General features: G+C 39.3%; 39 protein-coding genes and 1 pseudogene. 38 read left to right on the plus strand and 2 right to left on the minus strand.

Annotated elements, in window-relative coordinates; all coding sequences use genetic code 11:
* The first annotated feature begins 6 nt into the window (after positions 1-6).
* The 37 genes and pseudogenes from rplD (at position 7) to ACIQ7N_RS07725 (ending at position 21,641) form a co-directional block, all read left to right on the plus strand.
* The gene (gene rplD / locus ACIQ7N_RS07545) at positions 7-630 is read left to right on the plus strand and encodes a 50S ribosomal protein L4 (RefSeq protein WP_012296062.1); all 624 of its coding nucleotides are present in this window, start codon (positions 7-9) and stop codon (positions 628-630) included.
* Complete coding sequence (rplW, locus tag ACIQ7N_RS07550) at positions 630-914, plus strand: 50S ribosomal protein L23 (RefSeq protein WP_053482811.1); 285 nt, start codon at positions 630-632, stop codon at positions 912-914. Before rplD ends, rplW begins: the two co-directional genes overlap by 1 nt.
* A 47-nt stretch (positions 915-961) precedes the next feature.
* On the plus strand, positions 962-1,792 hold the full coding sequence (gene rplB, locus ACIQ7N_RS07555) for a 50S ribosomal protein L2 (protein WP_036124661.1): 831 nt from the start codon (positions 962-964) through the stop codon (positions 1,790-1,792).
* Positions 1,793-1,852: 60 nt separating this feature from the next.
* Positions 1,853-2,131 (plus strand): 30S ribosomal protein S19, encoded by a 279-nt coding sequence (rpsS, locus tag ACIQ7N_RS07560; RefSeq protein ID WP_036151954.1) that lies wholly within the window; start codon positions 1,853-1,855, stop codon positions 2,129-2,131.
* Between the two features lie 22 nt (positions 2,132-2,153).
* Positions 2,154-2,498, plus strand: a complete 345-nt coding sequence (gene rplV, locus ACIQ7N_RS07565; protein WP_004233639.1) for a 50S ribosomal protein L22 — start codon at positions 2,154-2,156, stop codon at positions 2,496-2,498.
* A 3-nt stretch (positions 2,499-2,501) separates the two neighbouring features.
* Entirely contained in the window at positions 2,502-3,155 is a 654-nt protein-coding gene (rpsC, locus tag ACIQ7N_RS07570; protein ID WP_049662850.1) for a 30S ribosomal protein S3, read from the plus strand.
* 1 nt (position 3,156) lies between these two features.
* Positions 3,157-3,591 carry a 50S ribosomal protein L16 gene (gene rplP, locus ACIQ7N_RS07575; protein ID WP_054767906.1) on the plus strand — a complete coding sequence of 145 codons (435 nt, stop codon included), beginning with the start codon at positions 3,157-3,159 and terminating at the stop codon, positions 3,589-3,591.
* The gene (gene rpmC, locus ACIQ7N_RS07580; RefSeq protein WP_049662852.1) at positions 3,581-3,781 is read left to right on the plus strand and encodes a 50S ribosomal protein L29; all 201 of its coding nucleotides are present in this window, start codon (positions 3,581-3,583) and stop codon (positions 3,779-3,781) included. Before rplP ends, rpmC begins: the two co-directional genes overlap by 11 nt.
* Positions 3,782-3,799: 18 nt before the next feature.
* A complete protein-coding gene (gene rpsQ, locus ACIQ7N_RS07585; protein WP_053482810.1) occupies positions 3,800-4,063 on the plus strand; it encodes a 30S ribosomal protein S17 in 264 nt (87 codons plus the stop codon).
* Between the two features lie 43 nt (positions 4,064-4,106).
* Positions 4,107-4,475 (plus strand): 50S ribosomal protein L14, encoded by a 369-nt coding sequence (rplN, locus tag ACIQ7N_RS07590; RefSeq protein WP_004233650.1) that lies wholly within the window; start codon positions 4,107-4,109, stop codon positions 4,473-4,475.
* Between the two features lie 35 nt (positions 4,476-4,510).
* Positions 4,511-4,819: a 50S ribosomal protein L24 gene (rplX, locus tag ACIQ7N_RS07595; protein WP_053482809.1), complete on the plus strand. Its 309-nt coding sequence runs from the start codon at positions 4,511-4,513 to the stop codon at positions 4,817-4,819.
* 28 nt (positions 4,820-4,847) lie between these two features.
* Positions 4,848-5,387 carry a 50S ribosomal protein L5 gene (rplE, locus tag ACIQ7N_RS07600; protein ID WP_004233654.1) on the plus strand — a complete coding sequence of 180 codons (540 nt, stop codon included), beginning with the start codon at positions 4,848-4,850 and terminating at the stop codon, positions 5,385-5,387.
* Positions 5,388-5,408: 21 nt separating this feature from the next.
* Positions 5,409-5,594 carry a type Z 30S ribosomal protein S14 gene (locus tag ACIQ7N_RS07605; RefSeq protein ID WP_004233656.1) on the plus strand — a complete coding sequence of 62 codons (186 nt, stop codon included), beginning with the start codon at positions 5,409-5,411 and terminating at the stop codon, positions 5,592-5,594.
* Between the two features lie 29 nt (positions 5,595-5,623).
* Positions 5,624-6,022: a 30S ribosomal protein S8 gene (rpsH, locus tag ACIQ7N_RS07610; protein ID WP_008181717.1), complete on the plus strand. Its 399-nt coding sequence runs from the start codon at positions 5,624-5,626 to the stop codon at positions 6,020-6,022.
* Between the two features lie 30 nt (positions 6,023-6,052).
* Positions 6,053-6,592: a 50S ribosomal protein L6 gene (gene rplF / locus ACIQ7N_RS07615; RefSeq protein ID WP_402931239.1), complete on the plus strand. Its 540-nt coding sequence runs from the start codon at positions 6,053-6,055 to the stop codon at positions 6,590-6,592.
* Positions 6,593-6,624: 32 nt separating this feature from the next.
* A complete protein-coding gene (gene rplR / locus ACIQ7N_RS07620; protein ID WP_132362699.1) occupies positions 6,625-6,984 on the plus strand; it encodes a 50S ribosomal protein L18 in 360 nt (119 codons plus the stop codon).
* Positions 6,985-7,005: 21 nt separating this feature from the next.
* On the plus strand, positions 7,006-7,509 hold the full coding sequence (rpsE, locus tag ACIQ7N_RS07625) for a 30S ribosomal protein S5 (protein WP_049662867.1): 504 nt from the start codon (positions 7,006-7,008) through the stop codon (positions 7,507-7,509).
* Positions 7,510-7,522: 13 nt separating this feature from the next.
* On the plus strand, positions 7,523-7,705 hold the full coding sequence (gene rpmD / locus ACIQ7N_RS07630) for a 50S ribosomal protein L30 (protein WP_054771429.1): 183 nt from the start codon (positions 7,523-7,525) through the stop codon (positions 7,703-7,705).
* A gap of 34 nt (positions 7,706-7,739) precedes the next feature.
* Positions 7,740-8,180 (plus strand): 50S ribosomal protein L15, encoded by a 441-nt coding sequence (gene rplO, locus ACIQ7N_RS07635; RefSeq protein ID WP_132362701.1) that lies wholly within the window; start codon positions 7,740-7,742, stop codon positions 8,178-8,180.
* Positions 8,180-9,475 carry a preprotein translocase subunit SecY gene (gene secY, locus ACIQ7N_RS07640; RefSeq protein ID WP_402931240.1) on the plus strand — a complete coding sequence of 432 codons (1,296 nt, stop codon included), beginning with the start codon at positions 8,180-8,182 and terminating at the stop codon, positions 9,473-9,475. The genes rplO and secY overlap by 1 nt, the downstream gene beginning before the upstream one ends.
* Positions 9,476-9,545: 70 nt before the next feature.
* Positions 9,546-10,199, plus strand: a complete 654-nt coding sequence (locus tag ACIQ7N_RS07645; RefSeq protein WP_402931241.1) for an adenylate kinase — start codon at positions 9,546-9,548, stop codon at positions 10,197-10,199.
* A 248-nt stretch (positions 10,200-10,447) separates the two neighbouring features.
* Positions 10,448-10,525: pseudogene (locus ACIQ7N_RS07650) on the plus strand (type I methionyl aminopeptidase); the annotation flags it as partial.
* An 86-nt stretch (positions 10,526-10,611) separates the two neighbouring features.
* Positions 10,612-10,830 (plus strand): translation initiation factor IF-1, encoded by a 219-nt coding sequence (gene infA / locus ACIQ7N_RS07655; protein WP_004233690.1) that lies wholly within the window; start codon positions 10,612-10,614, stop codon positions 10,828-10,830.
* 37 nt (positions 10,831-10,867) lie between these two features.
* The gene (gene rpmJ / locus ACIQ7N_RS07660; protein WP_000868344.1) at positions 10,868-10,981 is read left to right on the plus strand and encodes a 50S ribosomal protein L36; all 114 of its coding nucleotides are present in this window, start codon (positions 10,868-10,870) and stop codon (positions 10,979-10,981) included.
* Between the two features lie 24 nt (positions 10,982-11,005).
* Positions 11,006-11,371 (plus strand): 30S ribosomal protein S13, encoded by a 366-nt coding sequence (gene rpsM / locus ACIQ7N_RS07665; RefSeq protein WP_053482802.1) that lies wholly within the window; start codon positions 11,006-11,008, stop codon positions 11,369-11,371.
* A gap of 25 nt (positions 11,372-11,396) precedes the next feature.
* Positions 11,397-11,786, plus strand: a complete 390-nt coding sequence (gene rpsK, locus ACIQ7N_RS07670) for a 30S ribosomal protein S11 (RefSeq protein WP_053482801.1) — start codon at positions 11,397-11,399, stop codon at positions 11,784-11,786.
* A 139-nt stretch (positions 11,787-11,925) separates the two neighbouring features.
* Entirely contained in the window at positions 11,926-12,870 is a 945-nt protein-coding gene (locus tag ACIQ7N_RS07675) for a DNA-directed RNA polymerase subunit alpha (protein WP_004233733.1), read from the plus strand.
* Between the two features lie 57 nt (positions 12,871-12,927).
* The gene (gene rplQ / locus ACIQ7N_RS07680; RefSeq protein ID WP_012296051.1) at positions 12,928-13,308 is read left to right on the plus strand and encodes a 50S ribosomal protein L17; all 381 of its coding nucleotides are present in this window, start codon (positions 12,928-12,930) and stop codon (positions 13,306-13,308) included.
* Between the two features lie 497 nt (positions 13,309-13,805).
* Positions 13,806-14,651 (plus strand): energy-coupling factor ABC transporter ATP-binding protein, encoded by an 846-nt coding sequence (locus ACIQ7N_RS07685; RefSeq protein WP_142509887.1) that lies wholly within the window; start codon positions 13,806-13,808, stop codon positions 14,649-14,651.
* Complete coding sequence (locus tag ACIQ7N_RS07690; protein WP_402931244.1) at positions 14,627-15,499, plus strand: energy-coupling factor ABC transporter ATP-binding protein; 873 nt, start codon at positions 14,627-14,629, stop codon at positions 15,497-15,499. Before ACIQ7N_RS07685 ends, ACIQ7N_RS07690 begins: the two co-directional genes overlap by 25 nt.
* Complete coding sequence (locus ACIQ7N_RS07695) at positions 15,496-16,293, plus strand: energy-coupling factor transporter transmembrane component T family protein (RefSeq protein WP_248717482.1); 798 nt, start codon at positions 15,496-15,498, stop codon at positions 16,291-16,293. Before ACIQ7N_RS07690 ends, ACIQ7N_RS07695 begins: the two co-directional genes overlap by 4 nt.
* Positions 16,294-16,307: 14 nt before the next feature.
* Entirely contained in the window at positions 16,308-17,048 is a 741-nt protein-coding gene (gene truA, locus ACIQ7N_RS07700; protein ID WP_402931245.1) for a tRNA pseudouridine(38-40) synthase TruA, read from the plus strand.
* A gap of 572 nt (positions 17,049-17,620) precedes the next feature.
* Positions 17,621-18,058, plus strand: a complete 438-nt coding sequence (gene rplM, locus ACIQ7N_RS07705) for a 50S ribosomal protein L13 (protein ID WP_004233742.1) — start codon at positions 17,621-17,623, stop codon at positions 18,056-18,058.
* A 25-nt stretch (positions 18,059-18,083) separates the two neighbouring features.
* Complete coding sequence (rpsI, locus tag ACIQ7N_RS07710; protein ID WP_004233744.1) at positions 18,084-18,476, plus strand: 30S ribosomal protein S9; 393 nt, start codon at positions 18,084-18,086, stop codon at positions 18,474-18,476.
* A 194-nt stretch (positions 18,477-18,670) separates the two neighbouring features.
* Positions 18,671-19,621: a DUF4822 domain-containing protein gene (locus ACIQ7N_RS07715; protein ID WP_402931246.1), complete on the plus strand. Its 951-nt coding sequence runs from the start codon at positions 18,671-18,673 to the stop codon at positions 19,619-19,621.
* A 179-nt stretch (positions 19,622-19,800) separates the two neighbouring features.
* Complete coding sequence (locus ACIQ7N_RS07720) at positions 19,801-20,514, plus strand: N-acetylmuramoyl-L-alanine amidase (RefSeq protein WP_402931247.1); 714 nt, start codon at positions 19,801-19,803, stop codon at positions 20,512-20,514.
* 71 nt (positions 20,515-20,585) lie between these two features.
* The gene (locus tag ACIQ7N_RS07725) at positions 20,586-21,641 is read left to right on the plus strand and encodes a P-loop NTPase (protein ID WP_132362719.1); all 1,056 of its coding nucleotides are present in this window, start codon (positions 20,586-20,588) and stop codon (positions 21,639-21,641) included.
* Between the two features lie 54 nt (positions 21,642-21,695).
* Here the strand turns inward: ACIQ7N_RS07725 and gerD are convergent, their stop codons facing one another.
* Positions 21,696-22,298, minus strand: coding sequence for a spore germination lipoprotein GerD (gene gerD, locus ACIQ7N_RS07730; protein WP_248717478.1), 603 nt, complete (start codon positions 22,296-22,298; stop codon positions 21,696-21,698).
* A 153-nt stretch (positions 22,299-22,451) separates the two neighbouring features.
* On the opposite strand from gerD, the gene ACIQ7N_RS07735 reads away from it, so the two are divergent.
* A complete protein-coding gene (locus tag ACIQ7N_RS07735; RefSeq protein ID WP_402931248.1) occupies positions 22,452-23,129 on the plus strand; it encodes a KinB-signaling pathway activation protein in 678 nt (225 codons plus the stop codon).
* A gap of 38 nt (positions 23,130-23,167) precedes the next feature.
* Here ACIQ7N_RS07735 and ACIQ7N_RS07740 read toward each other — a convergent pair whose 3' ends face one another.
* Positions 23,168-23,824, minus strand: a complete 657-nt coding sequence (locus ACIQ7N_RS07740) for a hypothetical protein (RefSeq protein ID WP_402931249.1) — start codon at positions 23,822-23,824, stop codon at positions 23,168-23,170.
* Positions 23,825-24,512: the final 688 nt, after the last annotated feature.

A 24,512-nucleotide genomic window follows, 5' to 3' on the forward strand; every position in this document is an offset into this window, starting at 1 on the left:
ACAGGAATGACAAAAGTATCTGTACTTAGTCAAACAGGTGCTTCAGTTGGTGAAATCGAATTAAACGATGCGATTTTTGGAATCGAGCCAAATGAAGCAGTATTATTCGACGCTGTAGTAGCACAACGCGCTTCTCTTCGTCAAGGTAATCACAAGGTTAAAAACCGTTCTGAAGTTGCTGGTGGTGGTCGTAAACCATGGCGTCAAAAAGGAACTGGTCGTGCTCGTCAAGGTTCTATCCGTTCTCCACAATGGCGCGGTGGTGGTATCGTATTCGGTCCAACTCCACGTAGCTACTCTTATAAATTACCTAAAAAAGTTCGCCGCTTAGCTCTTAAATCAGCTTTATCAGCTAAAGTAGTAGAACAAAACTTCTTAGTTCTTGATGCTCTTACATTAGCAGCACCAAAAACAAAAGAATTCACAAAAATCCTTAAAGATCTTTCTTTAGAGAAAAAATCTTTATTCGTAACTGCTGACCTAGATGAAAACGTAGCATTATCTGCTCGTAACATCCCTGGTGTAACAGTTTTAACTGCAAATGGAATCAATGTTCTTGATCTATTAGGTCATGAAAAAGTTGTATTCACAAAATCTGCAGTAGAAAAAGTTGAGGAGGTGCTTGGATAATGGAAGCACGTGATATTTTAAAACGTCCGGTCATTACTGAGCGTTCTTCAGAACTTATGGCAGAGAAAAAGTATACTTTCGAAGTAGACACTCGCGCTAACAAAACTCAAGTAAAAGACGCTGTAGAAGAAATCTTTGGTGTAACAGTTGAGAAAGTAAACGTTCTTAACTACAAAGGTAAATTCAAACGCGTAGGCCGTTACGGTGGTTACACTAACAAACGTCGTAAAGCGATTGTTAAATTAACTGCTGATAGCAAAGAAATCGAATTATTCGAAATGTAATCCTTTATGGATTTATGATTTGAACAATCAAGAAGGAGGGAAACACAATGGCGATTAAAAAGTATAAACCTACCTCTAATGGTCGTCGTAATATGACGTCTTTAGACTTTGCGGAAATTACAACTAACAAGCCTGAGAAATCATTGCTTGAACCAACTAAACGCAAAGCTGGTCGTAATAACCAAGGTAAAATCACTGTTCGTCATCATGGCGGTGGACATAAGAAGCAATACCGTGTTATCGATTTCAAACGTGTAAAAGATGGCATTCCGGCTAAAGTTGCTACTATCGAATATGATCCAAACCGTTCTGCGAATATCGCATTAATCAACTACGCTGATGGAGCAAAAGCTTACATCTTAGCACCAAAAGGTCTAGAGGTTGGTCAAACAATCGTTTCTGGTCCAGATGCTGATATTAAAGTAGGTAACGCATTACCATTAGCAAACATTCCAATGGGTACTACAATCCATAACATCGAGTTAAAACCTGGTAAAGGTGGACAATTAGTACGTTCTGCAGGTACTTCTGCTCAAGTACTTGGTCGTGAAGACAAATACGTAATCGTTCGTCTACAATCTGGTGAAGTACGTTTAGTGTTAGCTACTTGCCGCGCTACAATCGGTCAAGTTGGTAACGAACAACACGAACTAGTACACATCGGTAAAGCAGGTCGTAGCCGTTGGTTAGGTAAACGCCCAGAAGTTCGTGGTTCTGTAATGAACCCTAACGATCACCCACACGGCGGTGGTGAAGGACGTTCTCCAATCGGACGTAAATCACCAATGACTCCTTGGGGTAAACCAGCACTTGGTTACAAAACTCGCAAGAAGAAAAACAAATCGGATAAATTCATCATCCGTAGTCGTAAAAAATAAAGTGGTTAAACTACGGTTCTATGTGAGAGCCGTGGTGGAATCACGGAGGGAGGTTCCTACATGGGTCGCAGCTTGAAAAAAGGACCTTTTGTCGATGACCACTTAATGAAAAAAGTGGAAGCGCAAGAGGCTTCTGAGAAAAAACAAGTTATTAAAACTTGGTCACGCCGTTCTACAATCTTCCCGAACTTCATCGGTTTAACGATTGCTGTTTATGATGGACGTAAACACGTTCCAGTATACGTAACAGAAGATATGGTTGGCCATAAACTTGGTGAGTTCGCACCGACACGTGCTTACAAAGGTCACGGTGCAGACGACAAGAAAACAAGACGCTAATTTTGAGAGGAGGTAAATCCTAATGACACAAGCTAAAGCTATCGCTCGTACTGTTCGCATTGCTCCTCGTAAAGTCCGTCTAGTTGTAGACTTAATCCGAGGCAAGCAAGTTGGTGAGGCAGTTGCAATTTTACGTCATACTCCAAAAGCGGCGTCTCCAGTCGTTGAAAAAGTATTAAAATCTGCAGTTGCTAACGCTGAACACAACTACGATCTTGACATCAACTCTTTAGTAGTTTCTGAAGTTTTTGTTGATGAAGGTCCAACATTAAAACGTTTCCGTCCACGTGCACAAGGACGTGCAAGCGCAATTAACAAACGCACAAGCCACATTACTCTAGTGGTATCTGAGAAGAAGGAGGGTTAATCCGTGGGTCAAAAAGTACATCCAATAGGACTACGCGTTGGTATTATTCGTGACTGGGAGTCAAAATGGTACGCTGAAAAAGACTATGCAACTCTACTTCACGAAGACATCAAAGTGCGTAAATATATTGAAACGGCTCTTAAAGACGCTTCTGTTTCTAAAGTAGAAATCGAACGCGCTGCAAACCGTGTAAACATTACAATTCACACTGCGAAACCAGGTATGGTAATCGGTAAAGGTGGTTCTGAAGTTGAAAACCTTCGTAAATACCTTAGCGATTTAACTGGTAAACGTGTACACATCAACATTATCGAAATCAAACGTGCTGATCTTGACGCTCGTCTAGTAGCTGAAAACATCGCTCGTCAATTAGAAAACCGTGTATCATTCCGTCGTGCGCAAAAGCAAGCGATCCAACGCACAATTCGTGCTGGTGCAAAAGGAATTAAAACACAAGTATCTGGTCGTTTAGGTGGCGCTGATATCGCGCGTGCTGAACACTATAGTGAAGGAACTGTTCCACTTCATACTCTACGTGCTGACATCGACTATGCACACGCAGAAGCTGACACTACTTACGGTAAATTAGGCGTTAAAGTATGGATCTACCGTGGTGAAGTTCTTCCTACGAAGAAATCTGTGGAAGGAGGCAAATAATATGTTATTGCCTAAACGCGTAAAATACCGTCGTGAACACCGCGGAAACATGCGTGGCGAAGCGAAAGGCGGCAAAGAAGTATCTTTCGGCGAATGGGGCTTACAAGCTCAAACAGCTAGCTGGATTACTAACCGTCAAATCGAATCTGCACGTATCGCGATGACTCGTTACATGAAACGTGGCGGTAAAGTTTGGATTAAAATCTTCCCACACAAACCTTACACTAAAAAACCTCTAGAAGTCCGCATGGGTTCTGGTAAAGGTTCTCCTGAAGGTTGGGTTGCAGTAGTAAAACCAGGAAAAGTAATGTTCGAAATCGCTGGTGTATCTGAAGAGGTTGCACGTGAAGCACTTCGTTTAGCATCACATAAGCTTCCTGTTAAATGTAAGATCGTAAAACGTCAAGAAACTGGTGGTGAATCTAATGAAAGCTAATGAAATCCGTGACCTTGCCACTTCTGAATTAGAGTTAAAAGTGAAATCACTGAAAGAAGAGCTTTTCAACCTTCGCTTCCAATTGGCGACTGGTCAATTAGAAAACACAGCTCGTATTCGTGAAGTGCGTAAAGCAATCGCGCGTATGAAAACTGTTATTCGTGAAAGAGAAATCAGTGCAAATAACTGATAAAGGAGGTTTTCAAGTATGACTGAGCGTAATCAACGCAAAGTTTACACGGGCCGCGTTGTTTCAGATAAAATGGACAAAACAATTTCTGTTTTAGTTGAAACTCACAAAAAGCACAAGCTTTATGGTAAACGTGTAAAATACTCTAAAAAGTTTAAGGCTCATGATGAGTTAAACACAGCGAAAATCGGTGATATCGTACGTATCATGGAAACTCGCCCGCTATCAGCAACTAAACGTTTCCGTCTAGTTGAAGTTGTAGAAAAAGCGGTTATTATTTAATAACTATTTCGGAACAACCAATTTCCGAAGGGAGGTAACCTAAGTGATCCAACAAGAAAGTCGTATGAAAGTTGCTGACAACTCAGGTGCACGTGAAGTTCTTACAATTAAAGTCCTTGGTGGCTCTGGCCGTAAAACTGCTAACATCGGTGATATCGTTGTTTGTACAGTTAAGAAAGCAACACCAGGTGGCGTTGTTAAGAAGGGTGACGTTGTTAAAGCTGTTATCGTTCGTACTAAATCAGGCGTACGTCGTAAAGATGGTACGTACATCAAATTTGATGAAAATGCTTGTGTAATTATTCGTGATGATAAATCACCACGCGGAACTCGTATTTTCGGACCTGTTGCACGTGAATTACGTGACAGCAACTTCATGAAAATCGTTTCTCTAGCTCCAGAAGTTCTTTAATTTCATGACAGTGCCAATCAAGGAGGTGCGACAGCATGCATGTAAAAAAAGGTGACAAGGTTAAGGTAATCACTGGTAAGGATAAAGGCAAAGAAGGCGTTATTCTTGCTGCTTACCCTAAACAAGATCGCGTTCTTGTTGAAGGTGTGAACATCGTGAAAAAACACGTAAAACCTAACCAATTGAATCCACAAGGTGGAATTGTAAGCCAAGAGGCTGCAATTCACGTTTCGAACGTAATGCTAATCGATCCTAAATCTGGCGAGCCGACTCGTGTAGGTTATAAAATCGAAAACGGTAAAAAAGTTCGTGTTGCAAAAAAATCAGGTGCAGTAATCGACTAATTTCTATAAAAAGAAGGGAGGTACACAAATGAGCCGCCTAAAAGAAAAATATTTAAATGAAGTTTCTCCTGCTCTTATGAGCAAGTTTGGATATAAATCAGTTATGCAATTGCCGAAAGTTGAGAAAATCGTTATCAACATGGGTGTTGGTGACGCAGTTCAAAACTCAAAAGCATTAGATGCAGCTGTAGAAGAATTAACAATCATCACTGGTCAAAAACCAGTCGTAACTAAAGCGAAAAAATCGATCGCAGGTTTCCGTCTACGTGAAGGTATGCCTATCGGTGCTAAAGTTACATTACGCGGTGAGCGTATGTATGAATTCTTGGACAAATTAATCTCAATTTCACTACCTCGTGTACGTGACTTCCGTGGTGTTTCTAAAAAAGCATTCGATGGTCGCGGTAACTACACTTTAGGTGTTAAAGAGCAATTAATTTTCCCAGAAATCGATTACGATAAAGTTTCAAAAGTACGCGGTATGGACATCGTGATCGTAACGACAGCGAATTCTGATGAAGAAGCTCGCGAGTTATTGACACAATTCGGTATGCCGTTCCAAAAGTAATTAAACAAGGAGGGCGAAAACGTGGCTAAAAAATCTATGATCGTTAAACAACAACGTAAGCAAAAGTTTAAAGTGCAAGAATATACACGTTGTGAACGCTGTGGCCGTCCACACTCTGTATATCGCAAATTCAAACTTTGCCGTATTTGTTTCCGAGAACTTGCATATAAGGGACAAATTCCTGGCGTGAAAAAAGCCAGCTGGTAATCCCCTAATTTGGGAAGGAGGTAAATGTAATGACAATGACTGATCCGATTGCAGATATGCTTACTCGCATTCGTAATGCGAACATGGTTCGTCACGAGAAGTTAGAAGTACCAGCTTCCAACGTGAAAAAAGAAATCGCTGAAATTTTAAAGCGTGAAGGTTTCGTACGTGACGTAGAATACGTGGAAGACAACAAACAAGGTATCATCCGTATCTTCTTAAAATACGGTAAAGATAACGAGCGCGTTATCACTGGTTTAAAACGTATTTCTAAACCTGGTCTACGAGTATACGCAAAAACAAATGAAGTTCCTAAAGTACTGAACGGTCTTGGTATCGCTTTAGTGTCAACTTCACAAGGTTTATTAACAGATAAAGAAGCTCGCGCTAAACAAGTTGGCGGCGAAGTTCTAGCATACGTTTGGTAATTAGCAATAAATGAATGGAGGTGCAACTAAATGTCTCGTGTAGGTAAAAAAATTATCGAGGTACCAGCTAACGTAACTGTTACTGTTGCAGCTGACAACTCAGTTACCGTTAAAGGTCCTAAAGGCGAACTTGTTCGTTCTTTCCACCAAGATATGAAAATTGAGCAAGAAGGTAACGTAATCACTGTATCTCGTCCTTCTGATTCAAAAGAACACCGCACAAACCACGGTACAACTCGTGCGCTATTAGCGAACATGATTACTGGTGTTTCTGCAGGTTTCGAAAAATCATTAGAACTTATCGGTGTCGGTTACCGTGCGCAATTACAAGGTAAAAAACTTGTTCTTAACGTAGGTTATTCACATCCAGTTGAGTTCACACCGGAAGATGGTCTAGAAGTTGAAGTTCCTTCAAACACTAAAATCATCGTTAAAGGTATCAGCAAAGAACGTGTTGGTGCTCTTGCATCTAACATCCGTGACGTGCGTCCACCAGAGCCTTACAAAGGTAAAGGTATCCGTTATGAAGGCGAATACGTTCGTCGTAAAGAAGGTAAAACAGGTAAATAATGCTGCCTAAGCATTAGAAAGGAGTGACCCTTGTGATTACGAAACAAGATAAAAATCAGGTTCGTAAAAAACGTCATGCACGCGTACGTTCTAAAATTTCGGGTACTGCTGAGCGTCCACGCTTAAACGTATTCCGTTCTAACAAGAACATCTACGCTCAACTAATCGATGACGTAGCAGGCGTAACAATCGTTAGCGCATCTTCTCAAGAAAATGGTTTTGAAGGTGCTGGTAGCAATGTTGATGCTGCAACTAAAGTCGGTGAAACAATCGCAAAACGCGCTACGGAAAAAAATATTACTGCTGTAGTATTTGACCGTGGTGGTTACTTATATCATGGACGTGTTAAAGCTTTAGCTGAAGCTGCACGTGAGAACGGTTTAGAATTTTAATAAAAAGGAGGGACACATTTCATGAGTCGAATTGACGCAAACAAACTTGGAGAACTTGAAGAACGCGTAGTTACTATTAACCGTGTTGCTAAAGTTGTTAAAGGTGGACGTCGCTTCCGCTTCACAGCATTAGTTGTAGTTGGCGATAAAAACGGTCACGTTGGTTTCGGTACTGGTAAAGCTCAAGAGGTGCCAGATGCTATCCGTAAAGCTGTTGAAGATGCGAAGAAAAACTTAATCGAAGTGCCACGCGTAGGTGGAACAACTCCACACTTAGTGCAAGGTCGCTTTGGTGCAGGAGAAATTCTAATTAAACCTGCTGCTCCTGGTACAGGAGTTATCGCTGGTGGTCCAGTACGTGCCGTACTAGAACTAGCTGGTATTACTGATATTCTTTCAAAATCACTTGGAACTAACACACCAATCAATATGGTGCGTGCAACTGTTCAAGGTTTAACTGAATTAAAACGCGTAGAGGACGTAGCTAAATTACGTGGTAAATCAGTGGAAGAAATATTAGGATAAGGGGGGAAAGATAATGGCTAACAAATTAGAAATCACCCTTACAAAATCTGTGATTGGTACTAAACCTGCGCAACGTAAAACAATCGAAGCTCTAGGTTTACGCAAATTACACCAAACTGTTGAGAAAGCTGATAATGCAGCTACTCGCGGTATGCTTGATAAAGTAGCTCACTTAGTTACTGTAAAAGAAATTTAATTTCCAATTAATGAACAAGGAGGTGCCACCCACTATGAAACTGCATGAGTTAAAACCAGCAGAAGGTTCTCGTAAGCAACGCAACCGCGTTGGTCGTGGTATCGGTTCTGGTAACGGTAAGACAGCAGGTAAAGGTCATAAAGGTCAAAACGCTCGTTCTGGTGGCGGTGTTCGCCCAGGCTTTGAAGGCGGTCAAAACCCATTATTCCGTCGTTTACCAAAACGTGGCTTTACGAACATCAACCGTAAAGAATACGCTATCGTTAACCTTGACACATTAAACCGTTTCGAAGACGGTGCAGAGGTAACAGCTGCATTATTACTTGAAACTGGTCTTGTGAGCAATGAAAAAGCTGGAATTAAAGTTCTTGGAAACGGAACTCTTGATAAAAAGCTTACAGTAAAAGCTCATAAATTCTCTGCTTCAGCTAAAGAAGCAATCGAGAATGCCGGCGGAACTACTGAGGTGATTTAATGTTTCAGACGATCTCTAACTTTATGCGTGTTCGAGATATACGAAATAAAATCATTTTCACTCTTTTAATGTTAATCGTTTTCCGTATCGGTACGTTTGTACCAGTACCAAACGTTGACGCTAATGTATTAAAGGCAACTGATGAGTTCAATCTCGTTGGTTTCCTAAATACTTTTGGCGGTGGTGCTTTGAAAAACTTCTCTATCTTTGCGATGGGAATTATGCCTTACATCACTGCTTCAATTATTGTTCAGTTATTGCAAATGGACGTAGTACCGAAATTTGCTGAGTGGGCAAAGCAAGGTGAAGTCGGAAGACGTAAACTTGCTCAATTTACTCGTTACTTTACAATTGTTCTTGCCTTTATCCAATCATTCGCAATGTCATTTGGCTTTAATAGAATGTATGGCGGATCATTGATTAAAGAAGAAGGAATTTTAACATATGTTACAATTTCTATTGTATTAACAGCGGGTACAGCATTCCTTGTATGGCTTGCTGAACAAATTACTGCACATGGCGTTGGGAATGGTATTTCTATTGTAATTTTCGCAGGTATTACTGCGGCATTACCGAATGCCATTAACCAAATCTATGCACAGCAAATCGAGGGTGCTGGTGATAAATTATTTATCAATCTAGTAATTCTTGTATTGCTTGTTTTAGTTATGCTTGCAGTTGTTGTTGGAGTTATCTACGTGCAACAAGCACTACGTAAAATTCCAATTCAATATGCTAAACGAGTTACTGGACGCAACCAACAAACAGCTAGTCAACAAACACATTTACCGTTAAAAGTAAATGCTGCAGGGGTTATTCCGGTAATCTTTGCATCAGCGTTTCTGACAACACCACGTGTGTTAGTTCCGTTCTTTGGCGAAGGTGCTGTAACAACATTCATTGAGAACACGTTTGATTATTCTAAACCTGTTGGGATGGTTGTTTACATTGCATTGATCGTCGCGTTCACATATTTCTATGCATTCGTACAAGTGAATCCAGAAAATGTGGCAGATAACTTGAAAAAGCAAGGTGCTTACATTCCGGGTATTCGTCCGGGTGAAAGTACACAAACGTATTTAACAAGCGTGTTATATCGTCTGACATTTGTTGGTGCGATTTTCTTAACTGTTATTTCAGTAATGCCGATTATACTCATGAACATTATGAAACTACCTGCCACAGTGCAGATCGGTGGTACTAGTATTATTATCGTAGTCGGCGTAGCGCTGGAAACGATGAAACAGCTAGAATCTCAACTTGTTAAACGTCACTACAAAGGCTTTATGAAGTAATGTTGGTTTTTAGGGAACGTTTTATCGTTTCCTGAAATCAGCAAACCTTTTGTGGGAGGATTATTTCCGGATGAATATCGTTTTAATGGGTCTGCCAGGTGCTGGTAAAGGTACACAGGCAGATAAAATTGTTGAGAAGTACGCGATTCCTCATATTTCTACAGGCGATATGTTCCGTGCTGCTATGAAAGATGGTACAGAACTAGGCTTACAGGCTAAATCGTTTATCGATAAAGGTGCTCTAGTACCTGATGAAGTAACGATTGGTATTGTTCGCGAACGACTTGCTAAACAAGATTGTGAAAAGGGCTTCTTATTAGATGGATTCCCACGTACTGTTCCTCAAGCTGAAGCTTTAGACAGCATTCTTGCTGATCTTGGTAAAGCTATTGAGCATACAATTAACATTCAAGTTGAAAAGGATGAGCTAGTTGCTCGTCTATCGGGTCGTCGTATTTGTAAAACTTGTGGTACATCCTATCACCTTGTTTTCAATCCTCCAGCTGAGGAAGGAAAATGTGATAAAGATGGTGGCGAGCTTTATACACGTGCGGATGATAATCCTGAAACGGTTGCAAACCGTCTGGAAGTAAATATGAAACAAGCACAACCTTTACTTGACTACTATGAAGTAAAAGGTGTGTTAACAAATATAGATGGACAGCAAGATATTAACAAAGTGTTTGCTGATCTTGATGCTCTATTACAGGGCAGCCGCAGCTGATACCCGGCTCCGGGCGCAGAATACTGCTTCCGCGGGAGGCATGCGGGAGCAACAACGAAACATAATTTTTTGAGAGTTGCAAAAGCATATTGTGCCCGGTATATATTTCTTTTAAAAAGTGCAACATTACTTTTGAAAGAGTATAATGGGTTTCGTGGAAGCATCTGTGTAACGGGTATGAATATCTCATCAAAGACATTCCGGTATTCGTGTAAACATGGAAGGTTCAGTGCCCTTAACGGTTCTGTATATTCCGTGGATTGTGTGAAGCGAAACCAGACGAGCGTCTTTCAAACATCTCTCATACAATCCAAACATATGTTGAAACGAGGTTGCTTCTATAGTTGCAGCAGATATCCGTTTGATGTAACGATGAGAACTTTAATTTGCATATAGAGAGGAGACAGAGTAGATGGCGAAAGATGATGTAATTGAAGTCGAAGGGACAGTTGTTGAGACTTTGCCAAACGCGATGTTTAAGGTAGAATTAGAAAATGGACATGTGATTCTAGCACACGTTTCTGGTAAGATTCGTATGCACTTTATCCGTATTCTACCTGGAGATAAGGTTACTATCGAGTTATCTCCTTATGATTTAACTCGCGGTCGTATCACATACCGTTTTAAATAATCTTTTGCGCTCCGGACTACTAAGGAGGTTAGGTTAGATGAAAGTGAGACCATCTGTAAAACCGATCTGCGAAAAATGTAAAGTAATTCGCCGACGCGGTAAAGTAATGGTAATTTGTGAAAATCCTAAACACAAACAAAAACAAGGATAATTTTAAAGGAGGTGCACAACGTACATGGCACGTATTGCTGGTGTTGACATTCCTCGCGACAAACGCGTGGTAATTTCATTAACTTACATTTACGGTATTGGTAAAACTACAGCTCAGAAAGTATTAGCTGACGCAGGTATTTCAGAAGATACACGCGTACGCGACTTAACTGAAGATGAGTTAAACAAAATCCGTGAACAATTAGACACATACAAACTTGAAGGTGACTTACGTCGCGAAACTTCATTAAATATCAAACGTCTGATGGAAATCGGTTCATTCCGTGGTATCCGTCACCGTCGTGGTTTACCTGTTCGTGGTCAAAATACGAAGAACAATGCGCGTACGCGTAAAGGTCCTCGTAAAACTGTAGCGAACAAGAAAAAATAATAAGTAAAGGAGGTTCCTTCTTAACATGGCTCGTAAACAACAAACTCGTAAACGTCGTGTGAAAAAGAATATCGAATCTGGTATCGCACACATTCGTTCTACATTTAACAATACAATCGTAACGATTACAGATATGCAAGGTAACGCTGTATCTTGGTCAAGTGCTGGTGCTCTTGGTTTCCGTGGTTCACGTAAATCTACACCATTCGCTGCTCAAATGGCTGCAGAAACTGCTGCTAAAGCATCCCTTGAACATGGTCTGAAAACGTTGGAAGTAACTGTTAAAGGTCCTGGTGCAGGTCGTGAAGCTGCAATTCGTGCACTTCAAGCTGCTGGTTTAGATGTAACTGCTATTAAAGACGTTACTCCAGTTCCTCATAATGGTTGCCGTCCGCCAAAACGTCGTCGCGTGTAATGGGTGCGTCTCATATTGTATGAGAACATCATTTTTTGTACAGACTGTCTTGTGCAGATAATAAACGATACGTCATTGACGATCGAATCTATGATGGAAAGAACCTATACATTCGATGTTTTGAAGGAGGGTAAATAAAATGATCGAAATTGAAAAACCAAAGATTGAAACGGTGGAGATCAGCGAAGATTCCAAATATGGAAAGTTTGTTGTAGAACCGCTTGAACGCGGATATGGAAACACTTTGGGTAATTCTTTACGTCGTATCCTTCTGTCTTCATTACCAGGAGCTGCTGTCACTTCAATTCAAATTGACGGTGTTCTTCACGAATTCTCAACTGTAGAAGGCGTTGTAGAGGATGTAGCTTCAATTATTTTGAACGTGAAAAAACTAGCTCTTAAAATCTACTCTGACGAAGAAAAAGTTATTGAGATTGATGTAAAAGGCGATGGTACAGTTACAGCTGCTGACATTACACATGACAGTGATGTAGAAATTTTAAACCCGGATCTATATATTGCAACAATCGCTAAAAACGGTCATTTACGTATGCGTATGTACGCACAACGCGGCCGTGGTTACACTCCTGCTGATCAAAACAAACGTGAGGATCTTCCTATCGGCGTGATCCCGATCGACTCTATTTACACTCCAGTATCACGCGTCAATTTCCAAGTGGAAAATACTCGTGTAGGTCAGTCTTCTGACTACGATAAACTTTCTCTTGATGTGTGGACAGATGGTAGCATCGGTCCGAAAGAGGCGATTTCGCTCGGAGCAAAAATTTTAACCGAGCATCTAAACATCTTCGTTGGCATGACTGATGAGGCACAAACAGCTGAAATCATGGTCGAAAAAGAAGAAGATCAAAAAGAAAAAGTTTTAGAGATGACTATCGAAGAACTTGATCTTTCTGTTCGTTCTTACAACTGCTTAAAACGCGCTGGTATTAACACAGTACTAGAACTTGCGAATAAGTCAGAAGACGACATGATGAAAGTTCGTAACCTTGGACGTAAGTCACTTGAAGAGGTAAAAGCGAAGTTAGAAGAGCTTGGTTTAGGGTTACGCAAAGAAGACTAAGCGATTTAAACAAAACTTACAAGATCAGATATTTTTTTATAAAGGAGGGAAACATCCATGGGTTACAGAAAACTTGGTCGTACAAGTTCTCAACGTAAAGCGATGTTACGTGACTTAGCTACTGATTTAATCATCAACGAGCGTATCGAAACTACTGAGGCTCGCGCTAAAGAAGTACGTAAAGCTGTTGAAAAAATGATTACTTTAGGTAAACGCGGTGATTTACATGCACGCCGTCAAGCTGCTGCATTCATCCGTCGTGAACTAGTAACAACTACTGATGCAGAAGGTAACGAAACAACTTCATTTGCACTTCAAAAGTTATTTGATGATGTTGCACCACGTTATGCAGAGCGTCAAGGTGGTTACACTCGTATTCTTAAAGTAGGTCCTCGTCGTGGTGACGGTGCACCTGTTGTTGTGATTGAATTAGTTTAATCATAAGAGAAGACAAGTGGTGAAGAGGGTGGAATCACCACCCTCTTTCTTTATAAACGATTTATACGACAAATAATTAAGCTGAGCGTTATGATGAGCGGACACTGTTGTGTGGCGTCTCGTTTAGCTCTCCGCACCTCATTCAGAGGGAACAAGGGCTTGAGCACCCGTGTTTCTTGAAAATGTAACGACTAGCGCATTTCTATCGAATGAGGTGCGCGCTTTTTTATTTTTTAGGGAAGTATGATAGCGCCAATTTAGTGGTGCTTTTTTTTATAGGCTGATTTATAGAATGCAGTTACGGTAATGTTTGAGGTGGTCCACACCAATATTTAATGTATGCTATAAATTATATTTAGTCCTATTAGTTTTAAAAAATAAAATGAAAAGTGATTTTAGCACTTTTCTTTTATTGACATAATGATTGTAGTAGAATTCATACATAAAAAAGTGTAAGTTAGTTAGTAGAGCTGAGCATGTAGAGAGGAGTTCTAGAAATGCCAGAAATTTTATCATTAAATAATGTGACATTTTCATATACACCAGAAGAAAAAGAAAGTCGCAATGCTGTTGAAAATGTAAGCTTTGCGGTTCAAGAAGGGGAATGGATTGCCATTGTTGGCCATAACGGTTCTGGTAAATCCACCATTGCAAAGCTTATGAATGGTTTGTTATACCCACAGCAAGGCGATGTACGTATATTACGAGAACCATTAAGTGAAGAAAACCTATGGGAAAGCCGTTCACAGATAGGCATGGTTTTCCAAAATCCAGACAATCAATTTGTTGGAGCGACAGTGCAGGATGATGTTGCTTTTGCTCTTGAAAATAACGGAGTACCGTTTGAAGAGATGGTAGAACGTGTACATGCGGCACTTGAGCAAGTAAAAATGAGCGATTTTTTAGATCATGAGCCACATCACTTATCAGGTGGTCAAAAGCAGCGTGTTGCTATTGCAGGTGCACTTGCGATGAAACCTAAGCTTCTTATATTAGATGAAGCTACTTCTATGTTAGATCCACAGGGGCGTGCTGAGGTATTACACACTGTTCAAACTTTACGTGCTGAAACAGGGTTAACAGTAATATCTATTACGCATGATTTAGAGGAAGCCATGCTTGCAGATCGTGTTCTCTTTATGAATGATGGAAAGAAATTTGCTGAGGGTACACCTGGTGAAATTTTTGCACTTGGAGACAAGCTAGTTGAGTTTGGACTAGACTTACCATTTGCCATGAAGTTATCAAAGTTATTACAAAAGGAAGGTGTTCCATTAATGGGACAACATATGACAGAAGAAGAGTTGGTGAATGATTTATGGACATCAAACTTCAACAAGTAAGCTATGCCTATTCACAGGGTACACCTTTTGAAAAACGTGCATTATTCGATGTAGATTTTGAAATCCCTTCACATACGTATCAGGCAATTATCGGACATACAGGTTCCGGTAAATCGACAATTCTTCAGCATTTCAATGCACTTCTAAGACCAACCTCTGGGGAAGTACATATAGGAGATCGCATTGTTGTAGCTGGGAAAAAGGCGAAGGATTTAAAGGCTGTACGTCAAAAGGTTGGTATTGTGTTTCAATTCCCGGAGCATCAGCTGTTTGAAGAAACCGTATTAAAAGATATTATGTTTGGCCCTATGAATTTTGGTGTATCAGAGCAAGAGGCAGAGGCACGAGCAAAAGAACTTATAGGCTTAGTCGGATTACCAGAGAACGTACTTGAAAAATCACCTTTTGATTTATCAGGCGGACAAATGCGTAGGGTAGCAATTGCTGGCGTTTTAGCGATGGAACCTGAAGTTATTGTTTTAGATGAACCAACTGCAGGGCTTGATCCACGCGGTCAGAAAGAGATTATGGATATGTTTTATAAGCTACACAAGGAACGCGGTCTAACGACGATTCTTGTAACGCACAGTATGGAGGACGCAGCTCGTTATGCAGACAATATTGTCATTATGCATGAAGGGAAAAATGTACTAAGTGGCACACCACAAGAAATTTTTAAAGATGTAGTGACATTAAAAAATTTCCGCTTAGAACCACCTCGTATCGTACGCTTTCAACAAAAAATTGAAACAATGATAAACAAATCCTTCTCAAAGATCTGCTTAACCGAAGAAGAGCTAGCAGCTGAAATTGCTCGGGTACTAAGAGAGGAGCGTGGACAGTCATGATGGAGAAAATGATATTTGGCCGCTTCCTTCCCGGAAATTCTCCAGTTCATAAGCTCGATCCACGATCAAAGCTTATATTTGTGTTTGCATTCATTATTATTGTTTTTTTAGCAAACAACACAGTGACATATGCCTTGTTATTAGCTTTTACTTTACTCATTGTGCTCATATCAAATATTCGTTTATATTTTTTAATTAATGGTCTAAAACCAGTAATTTTTTTAATGGCATTTACCTTCTTAATTCATATATTTATGACGAAAGAAGGTGCTTTAGTATTTGAGTGGAAGTTTATTACTATTTACGAAGAAGGTATTCGACAAGGGATTTTTATTTCGATACGTTTCCTAGTTTTAGTGTTTATGACATCTATTTTAACGCTTACAACATCACCGATTTCTATTACGGATGGTATTGAAGTACTGTTAAATCCATTAAAAGCGGTGAAAGTGCCAGTACATGAGTTGGCTTTGATGATGTCTATTTCATTGCGCTTTATTCCAACGTTAATGGATGAAACAGATAAAATTATGAAAGCACAAATGGCACGTGGTTCGGATTTATCTTCTGGGCCAATAAAAGATCGCATTAAAGCGGTTGTGCCATTACTGGTACCTCTCTTTGTCAGTGCTTTTAAACGAGCCGAAGATTTAGCAACAGCTATGGAAGTAAGAGGTTACCGTGGAGGCGAAGGGCGTACGAGGTATCGCAAGCTAAAATGGGATATGAGTGATACATTTTCACTTGTGTTATTAGTAGCAATGGCCGTTTTACTATTCTTCTATAGAAGTTAAAAGGAGTAAGCTTTATGCGACGATTAAAAGCAATTATAAGTTATGATGGAACGCAATTTTCTGGGTATCAAGTACAGCCTGGAGAGCGCACAGTACAGGCTGAGGTTGAGCGTGTTCTAGCCATTATGCATAAAGGGGAAAAGATAAAGGTAACAGCTAGTGGACGTACAGATGCAAGGGTACATGCAACAGGCCAAACATTGCATTTTGATTCACCACTAGCGATCCCAGTAGATAAATACATGAAGGCATTAAATGTTCAACTGCCAAGAGATATTCGAGTAATGTCGATGGAAGAAGTAGCTGATGATTTTCATGCGCGCTACAGTGTAACAGGAAAGCGGTACCGATATATATGGTCATGTGAGCCTGTACAAAGTCCATTCCGCAGACAATACACTGTAGAGACAAATGGTGTGAAACCAAATGTTGAGGCAATGCAGGAGGCGGCAAAGGCTATTATCGGTACACATGACTTTTCATGCTTTTGTGCAGCCAACACAAGTGTCAAAGATAAGGTCCGTACAGTGACTGCACTACAATTTGAATGGTATGGTGAAGAGCTTCATATGGTGATTGAAGGAAATGGCTTCTTATATAATATGGTACGTATCATTGCAGGTACACTTTGGGAAGTTGGTATAGGACGTCGTGATATTGAGAACGTGGCGTTAGTCGTTAAATCTATGAATCGCTATCAAGCCGGTAAAACTGCACCTCCACAAGGTCTATATCTTGAGAAAGTATTCTATTAAAATGGCTTATCCAAAGTTGGGCTGTCATTTGTTTAACGTATATCATGAGGATAAGTTGATTGGAGTGGAGACTGGGCGACTCCTCGGGGATTGATCGTCACAGATGAGACCCTGCAGCGTAGCGGATGTTTTCTGTGCGAAAGCGTAGTGTTAACGTAGCGGCAGCACCAAAAGCGGCTCATCGGACGCCCCCAGGAAGCTCTGCTCTGTGCGAAAGCGAAGCGACAGCAACAAATGTTTTCTGTAGCGAAAGCGAAGCGTCAGCTACAAAGCGCCCAGTCGGAACGGAAATCAACCACTCGTTTTGGTGATTAGCCATTATAATGGTATAAAATTTTTGACACGAAATAACATTATTATTTTAAAAATGAAGGCTCATAAAAGCCCTAATTTAACCAATCAATGAATCTGAACAACTTCGCCAGGTGTTTATTGAAATTGCTTGACTTTAAAAGTCATTCATTATATGATAACAGATGGTATTTTCATTACCACCACAAATAAGCCCCGAAAACTTATAGTGTAGTTTAATGAAAAATAACGGTAATCGAATCGATTAGGAGGATATATACATGCGTACAACATTCATGGCTAAAGGTCACGAAGTAGACCGTAAATGGCTAGTAGTTGATGCAGAAGGCCAAACTCTTGGACGTTTAGCTTCTGAAGTAGCTGCTATCTTACGTGGTAAACATAAACCAACATTCACACCAAACGTTGACACAGGTGATCACGTAATCATCATCAACGCTGACAAAATCCATTTAACTGGTAACAAATTAGAGGGTAAACTTTACCGTCACCACACTCAATTTGCGGGTGGTTTAAAAACTCGTACTGCTGGTGAAATGCTAGATAAGTACCCAACAAGAATGATCGAATTAGCAGTTAAAGGTATGCTTCCTAAAAACTCTTTAGGTCGCAAAATGTTCACTAAACTTAACGTTTACACTGGAACAGAGCATCCACATGCTGCACAAAAACCAGAAGCATACGAGCTTCGCGGATAATATAAATTAAGAGGAGGATATTACTTTGGCACAAGTTCAATACATCGGCACTGGTCGCCGTAAAAGCTCTGTAGCTCGCGTACGTTTAGTACCAGGTACAGGTAAAATTGTTATCAACAAACGTGAAATCGAAGAATACGTACCATTCGCTGCATTACGTGAAGTAATTAAACAACCATTAGTAGCAACTGAAACTACAGGAAGCTACGATATCCACGTAAACGTTAACGGTGGTGGATACACTGGTCAAGCTGGTGCAGTACGTCACGGTATCGCTCGTGCTCTACTTCAAGTAGACCCAGATTTCCGTGCTGCATTAAAATCTGCTGGATTACTTACTCGTGATTCACGCATGAAAGAACGTAAAAAACCAGGTCTACGCGGCGCTCGTCGTGCACCTCAGTTCTCAAAACGTTAATATCGTTGTTATATCAACGTTTCAAGCCCTTTCTCGAATTTTCGAGAAGGGGTTTTTTTATGTTTTGATACTTCAAGTTCAATCAAAATATCTTGTGGCACTGTTGTTGTATAAATAGCAATTGGATGTGTAATTTATATAGAAATGGCAGATACTATTTTCAAGTTGGTAATTCTGAAAATGGAGGTCAATATATGAAAAAGCTATTAATATTATCAATTACGGTACTGGCGCTTCTTGGTGCATGTGGTAGTAAGACTGATGTAAAAAAAACTGAAGAAGTAAGAACAGGAAATAATGCAGACCAAAGACAGGTAGAAATAACAGACGGTCAAGCAAATGCTGAAATTCTTAGCAGTTCAGATTGGCAAGCCACAAAAGTTTACGATAAAAATAATAAAGACTTAACAGCGGAAAATTCAAATTTAATGGGCCTAGCGAAATATGACGTTAATTCAGGACGCTATGAATTCTTCGATCCGAATACAGCTGGAAGCATCGACGATAAAGGGATTTTCTTTATTACGAATGATGGAAAGCGTAGAATACTGATCTCAGAAACGAAAAATTATCAAGAAATTGTGGATATTACTAAGCTAACAAATTCAATGTTTACTTATAAACGAATGGGAAAAGATGCAAATGGTAGCGATGTAGAGGTATTTGTTGAACATGTCCCTTATAAGGAAAAACACTTAACATTTACTGCACCAGATAAAAAATTAAATAATTCTACAGGCACTATTGTTCAGGACGTAGATGGAGATAAAATTTTAGCTAGTACGCTTTGGCAGGGAACAATCGTATTAGATGCAAGTAAAAATGATGTAACACAATATAATACAAATTTTATTAGCATTGCGAAATACGATGCTAATACGAATAAATATGAATTTTTCAATCCTGAAACAGGTAAAAGTCGTGGTGACTATGGATACTTTAATGTGATCGATAGAAATAAATTAAGAGCTCATGTTTCAATTGGTGAAAATAAATATGGGGCTGTGCTCGAAATTACTGAACTAAATAATAAGAAATTCACATATATCAGAACTGGTAAAGATAAAGACGGTAACGATATAACAGTATTTGTTGAGCATGAACCTTATGCAGGTAAGTATAAACCAGAATTTACACTAAAATAAAAATTAACGGCTTTAGTCCATGTATTATTAATGGAGTAATGCCGTTTTAGCATTACTAATAAAGTATCTTCCATCACAAGTTCAAACTCTCAACTTTAATACTTGAGAGTTTTTTTTACTTTCTGGCATAGTTCATTCACTAACTTCGTACACTATCTGTAAAAGGGTGGTGGATATGGGTGAAGCGCTGGCTTGCACTAGGAGTAATTATGCTAATGAGTATAGTGGTCGTGGCATATGAAACGAATGCTTCGAACCGTAACTTCTTCTTACCGGACCCACTTGGTGGCATAAAAATTGTCATTGATGCGGGACATGGAGGTCAGGATGGAGGTGCCTCAAAGGGCGAAGTAATTGAAAAGGATATTACACTTGCAATTGCGCAGCATGTGGAGAAGCAATTAAAGAAAAAAGGCGCAACAGTCGTAATGACACGGACAAAAGATGGCGATGTTATTGATGAGCACGCATCATCAGAGAAGTTTGGAACATTGAGAGAACGAAAAAAGCAGGACATCTTTTTAAGAAAAGACATAGTAGCAAAAGAAAAACCGGATATTTTTATTACAATTCATGCAAATGCCATTCCTGAAACAAAATGGCGTGGGGCACAGGTGTTCTATCATAAAGAAGGACATGCTGAAAGTGAATTATTAGCAAAGAGCATTCAAGATTCCATTCGCACTAATTTGAAAAATACAGATCGAGAAGCGATGTCTATACAACAAATATATTTACTGAAAAAAGCTGAGGTACCTGCTGCACTAGTAGAAACAGGATTTATAAGTAATGATGAAGAACGTGCACTATTAACTGATAAGAAATACCAAGAAAAAATGGGAGATGCTATTGTTGAAGGTATAGAAGAGTATTTATTAGCTAAAATTGAATAGAGCAACAACACAACGTAAATCAAATCATTATGATATACTAACATTGAGATAATATAAGGGGAGTGTTCGTCGTGATAACTGAACAACAAGTACGAGAAATACTAGGACAACTACAAGATCCATTTTTACATAAATCATTTGCAGAAACAGACGGTATTACAAACGTAGCAATTAAAGAAGAGAAGAATCATGTCAGTGTAAAAGTTGCGATTGCTAAAACTAATACACCTGAACAATTACAGCTACAAATGAAAATTGTTGAAGCTCTAAAAGAAGCAGGTGCAGGTACAGTTGGTATTCGTTTCGAAGAGCTGTCAGCAGAAAAACTACAGAGCTTCCGTGGCGTAGCAACTGAGGCTGAGGCACAAGATATTTTATCTCCACTTAGCACAGTCCAAGTTATTTCAATTGCCTCTGGTAAAGGCGGTGTAGGGAAATCTACAGTTTCAGTTAACTTAGCTGTTGCATTAGCTCGTCTAGGTAAAAAGGTTGGCTTAATTGATGCTGATATTTATGGATTCAGTGTGCCTGATATGATGGGTGTTACAGATATGCCTAAAGTGGTAGACAATCGAATTTTCCCTGTTGATCGTTTAGGTGTGAAAATGATTTCAATGGGCTTCTTTGTTGAAAATAACGCACCGATTGTATGGCGTGGGCCAATGTTAGGGAAAGTGTTAGATCAGTTCTTCCGTGATGTAGAATGGGGTGAACTAGACTATTTACTATTGGACTTACCACCAGGTACAGGTGACGTTGCATTAGATATTCACCAAATGCTTCCTTCTTCAAAAGAAATTGTCGTAACAACACCGCATCCAACTGCAGCGTTCGTTGCTGCTCGTGCAGGTGCAATGGCTTTACAAACAGATCATGAAATTTTAGGTGTTATTGAAAACATGGCATGGTATGAATCGAAATCAGGTGACCGTGAATTCGTATTCGGTCAAGGTGGAGGTCCTAAATTAGCAGAAGAACTACGTACAGAGCTACTTGGTCAAATTCCACTTGGTCAGCCTGACTGGTCAGAGGAAGATTTTGCACCTTCTGTTTATGCTGAAAAACACACAACAGGACAAATTTATTTAGACATCGCGACGAACATCATTAATAAATTAAATAAATAATGAAAACGGATTTCCTCGAACAATGGAGGAAATCCGTTTTTCATATATGAGTGGTTACTCAGAGCCTTTTTGCTCATTACCTCCACCACCGCCACCAGCCTCTTTTTTACCGCCGCTAGCTTTACCTGTCTCGCCACCGCTCTTCTTAATAAGCTCCTGCCATTTCGTTTGCATAAGCGGACTTTCAATCGTTTCCTTGACGACTTCCTCCATTTGTTTTCTCATATTGGACGATTTTAAAATAGTCTCTAACTGCTTTTGCATATCTGGCTGGCCAAAGAAAGCTTCCATATCTTTTTGGAAAGAGGGATCTTTTATTAATTCCTTCATAATATCCTGTTGCTGCTTTTGCATGCTTTTAGCGACAGTTTCTTTAAATTTTGGATCTTCGAATGTTTTCTTCCAAAAGTCTTCTGCCTCTTTGGAAAGCAAGGTAGCTTCGGTAGCTTTTTTCACTTCATCATGCTCCAAAACCAGTAATTCACGGAAACTTGGTTCCTCTAAAAGCTTTCGCAACGCCTTTTTACCATCCTCTGTTTGTAAAGAGTCGATCATTATTTTTTTTATTTCATCATAGGACATGGTAGAGGCTTTATCTGGTGAAGAACAGGCAGAAAGAAAAAGCATTAGGATTAGTAGTAAGAAGAATTTTCGCATCAATCGTCAGTCCTTTCTATAAATAGACTCTTTCAATTATTGTTCACATTTATGATGACTTTATGTATTGGTTACGATGAGAAATAGCTTTTTTAACAATGCATTGTTAAAATAAGTACAGATATACATTGAGAAATTGGGGGACTTTTAGTTGTGACGATACGAAATTGGGCAAAGTTTTTCTTCTTTGCAATGCTCGTTGGTGGCGCAGTCAACGGAATTTGCAGTTTATTTATTCGATGGGATTTCTTTCAACCATACATAACAAACGGTCACTGGGGCGAATTTTTTGCCGGGCTATTATGGATGGTTTTCTTAGGATTTACGATGAGTGTTATTGCACAGGCGGGCTTTTTTGCTTATTTAACACTTCATCAAGTAGGAGTAAATATTTTTAGAACACTTACATTATGGAATTGGGTACAGCTATTATTAATCGCTATTACTATTTTTGATATTGTATTCTTCCGCTTTATACCAGGTGTAAAAGATGGACAAAGCTGGTTATTCTATGTTGGTTTGTTAATTGTATTACTATTTGGTGCTATTGCGACAGCCATTCAAAAAGTAAAATTAACAGGAAAAAAACATGTGTTCATTTCGGCATTATTTTTTATGATTGTCGTTACAACACTGGAATGGACAATTGCATTAATGGGTCGCGATGAAAATATTAACGAGTATGTTGCACTTTTACTATTCCCACTACTCGCTGTAAATGCTTATCAATTATTAGTATTACCAAAATATAATGCAAAATCCGAAGAAGATCGTCAAAAATTAGAAGCGCGCCGTAAAGCACGTCGTCGTGAACAAGCTAAAAATGCATAAAAAAGAAGTTGCCTCTATTTTTGGAGGCAACTTCTTTTTTATGGTGATTTTTTAGTTTGAACTTTATAGCCGAATATATTTTCCTCAATCGACATAAATTTATTTTGTTGTAGAAATGTATTCAGCTCTTTTAACGAGATGTTATTATTTTGGTGTAAAGACATAAAAACAAAATCTCCCTTTTGTAATTTAGGTGTTTTTTCACCTTTCCAGATGAGAGAGGGAGAAAGTATATTCATCTGCTGTTGAAATAAGTTGTTTTGCAAATCCTGCGAATACTGATGATTTCGTGTTGCAAACCAAAGTGGTGTTTTTTGAAAATGCTTTTCGTAAATTTTAATATCTTTTTGAACGACGGCAAGATCAATTGGCTTATCTACTGAATCCTCAGGTCCTAATAATCCTGTAGGTAGTTTTCGCTCTTGAATGATTTTTAGGTGCTCAGGTGAACGTTCAATCCATGCAGCATCTAACAATAGAAGCGGATAAGGTTCTTTTACAGTTTTAAGCCAGTCCAACAGAGTGTCATCAGAGAAAGAAATTTCGACAATAAGTGATGTACCATAATGTCCTTTTGTTACAACTGCTGGAGCATCAGTAATGTTGAATACAGAAATCATAGTAGAATTTATCGGCTTTATAAAAATAAATAGTATTACGATTAAAAACAGTGAAATCAACGTTTTACGAACCATCTTAACGACCTCGTTTCTATATTTTTAACTTCTTTCAGCAAATGTTTTCGTAGCGAAAGTGAAACGTCAGCTACAAATGTTCGGTGAGATGAATGCGGGTCTCAACTACTTTCCAGCGGGTGTTCAAACATCTGTACTTGTCGCTACGCTTTTGGTACAAAAGACATCCGCTGAAATAGAGGAACTATAGCTAAAAACTTCACATCCTGTGAAAACGTCTAAAAAACATCGTGTTGACCCAAAGCTTTGTCACGTCGCATCCATGCGATAACGGCTAACTGACTTGCATCGGTGCTGCTGACGCCACACTTTCGCACAAAAGACATCTGTTGCTGACGCTACGTTAGCACTGCGCGTTCGCACAAAAAACATTTGCATACCTAAGCATAAAGCCAATTCCGGACGCAATTAGCCGAGGCATAATTGATATGAAAAAATAAGTTCCTAAAAAAACTTATGATATAGTGTTGACTTTCATGAATAATCGATGTTATTATGTATAAGTCGCCAAGAGGTGACGCAGTAAATGAAAAAATGAACCTTGAAAACTGAACAAGCAAAACGTAATCAATAAAGTTTTTAGTAACTAACCATGAGTTAGTGAACGAAACAAAATTTTGGACATCAAACATGATGCCAGCAAAACAATTTGAGCTAATCAAATTTCTTTTTATGGAGAGTTTGATCC

This window comes from Lysinibacillus sp. NPDC095746 (assembly GCF_044763535.1).
GTDB lineage: Bacteria > Bacillota > Bacilli > Bacillales_A > Planococcaceae > Lysinibacillus.

Bases quoted from the DNA above. Each gene is read 5' to 3' on its own strand.
- rplD (WP_012296062.1), top strand. From the start codon at position 7: ATGACAAAAGTATCTGTACTTAGTCAAACAGGTGCTTCAGTTGGTGAA.
- rplW (WP_053482811.1), top strand. From the start codon at position 630: ATGGAAGCACGTGATATTTTAAAACGTCCGGTCATTACTGAGCGTTCT.
- rplB (WP_036124661.1), top strand. From the start codon at position 962: ATGGCGATTAAAAAGTATAAACCTACCTCTAATGGTCGTCGTAATATG.
- rpsS (WP_036151954.1), top strand. From the start codon at position 1,853: ATGGGTCGCAGCTTGAAAAAAGGACCTTTTGTCGATGACCACTTAATG.
- rplV (WP_004233639.1), top strand. From the start codon at position 2,154: ATGACACAAGCTAAAGCTATCGCTCGTACTGTTCGCATTGCTCCTCGT.
- rplP (WP_054767906.1), top strand. From the start codon at position 3,157: ATGTTATTGCCTAAACGCGTAAAATACCGTCGTGAACACCGCGGAAAC.
- rpmC (WP_049662852.1), top strand. From the start codon at position 3,581: ATGAAAGCTAATGAAATCCGTGACCTTGCCACTTCTGAATTAGAGTTA.
- rpsQ (WP_053482810.1), top strand. From the start codon at position 3,800: ATGACTGAGCGTAATCAACGCAAAGTTTACACGGGCCGCGTTGTTTCA.
- rplX (WP_053482809.1), top strand. From the start codon at position 4,511: ATGCATGTAAAAAAAGGTGACAAGGTTAAGGTAATCACTGGTAAGGAT.
- rplE (WP_004233654.1), top strand. From the start codon at position 4,848: ATGAGCCGCCTAAAAGAAAAATATTTAAATGAAGTTTCTCCTGCTCTT.
- rpsH (WP_008181717.1), top strand. From the start codon at position 5,624: ATGACAATGACTGATCCGATTGCAGATATGCTTACTCGCATTCGTAAT.
- rplF (WP_402931239.1), top strand. From the start codon at position 6,053: ATGTCTCGTGTAGGTAAAAAAATTATCGAGGTACCAGCTAACGTAACT.
- rpsE (WP_049662867.1), top strand. From the start codon at position 7,006: ATGAGTCGAATTGACGCAAACAAACTTGGAGAACTTGAAGAACGCGTA.
- rpmD (WP_054771429.1), top strand. From the start codon at position 7,523: ATGGCTAACAAATTAGAAATCACCCTTACAAAATCTGTGATTGGTACT.
- rplO (WP_132362701.1), top strand. From the start codon at position 7,740: ATGAAACTGCATGAGTTAAAACCAGCAGAAGGTTCTCGTAAGCAACGC.
- secY (WP_402931240.1), top strand. From the start codon at position 8,180: ATGTTTCAGACGATCTCTAACTTTATGCGTGTTCGAGATATACGAAAT.
- ACIQ7N_RS07645 (WP_402931241.1), top strand. From the start codon at position 9,546: ATGAATATCGTTTTAATGGGTCTGCCAGGTGCTGGTAAAGGTACACAG.
- infA (WP_004233690.1), top strand. From the start codon at position 10,612: ATGGCGAAAGATGATGTAATTGAAGTCGAAGGGACAGTTGTTGAGACT.
- rpmJ (WP_000868344.1), top strand. From the start codon at position 10,868: ATGAAAGTGAGACCATCTGTAAAACCGATCTGCGAAAAATGTAAAGTA.
- rpsM (WP_053482802.1), top strand. From the start codon at position 11,006: ATGGCACGTATTGCTGGTGTTGACATTCCTCGCGACAAACGCGTGGTA.
- rpsK (WP_053482801.1), top strand. From the start codon at position 11,397: ATGGCTCGTAAACAACAAACTCGTAAACGTCGTGTGAAAAAGAATATC.
- ACIQ7N_RS07675 (WP_004233733.1), top strand. From the start codon at position 11,926: ATGATCGAAATTGAAAAACCAAAGATTGAAACGGTGGAGATCAGCGAA.
- rplQ (WP_012296051.1), top strand. From the start codon at position 12,928: ATGGGTTACAGAAAACTTGGTCGTACAAGTTCTCAACGTAAAGCGATG.
- ACIQ7N_RS07685 (WP_142509887.1), top strand. From the start codon at position 13,806: ATGCCAGAAATTTTATCATTAAATAATGTGACATTTTCATATACACCA.
- ACIQ7N_RS07690 (WP_402931244.1), top strand. From the start codon at position 14,627: ATGGACATCAAACTTCAACAAGTAAGCTATGCCTATTCACAGGGTACA.
- ACIQ7N_RS07695 (WP_248717482.1), top strand. From the start codon at position 15,496: ATGATGGAGAAAATGATATTTGGCCGCTTCCTTCCCGGAAATTCTCCA.
- truA (WP_402931245.1), top strand. From the start codon at position 16,308: ATGCGACGATTAAAAGCAATTATAAGTTATGATGGAACGCAATTTTCT.
- rplM (WP_004233742.1), top strand. From the start codon at position 17,621: ATGCGTACAACATTCATGGCTAAAGGTCACGAAGTAGACCGTAAATGG.
- ACIQ7N_RS07715 (WP_402931246.1), top strand. From the start codon at position 18,671: ATGAAAAAGCTATTAATATTATCAATTACGGTACTGGCGCTTCTTGGT.
- gerD (WP_248717478.1), bottom strand. From the start codon at position 22,298: ATGCGAAAATTCTTCTTACTACTAATCCTAATGCTTTTTCTTTCTGCC.
- ACIQ7N_RS07740 (WP_402931249.1), bottom strand. From the start codon at position 23,824: ATGGTTCGTAAAACGTTGATTTCACTGTTTTTAATCGTAATACTATTT.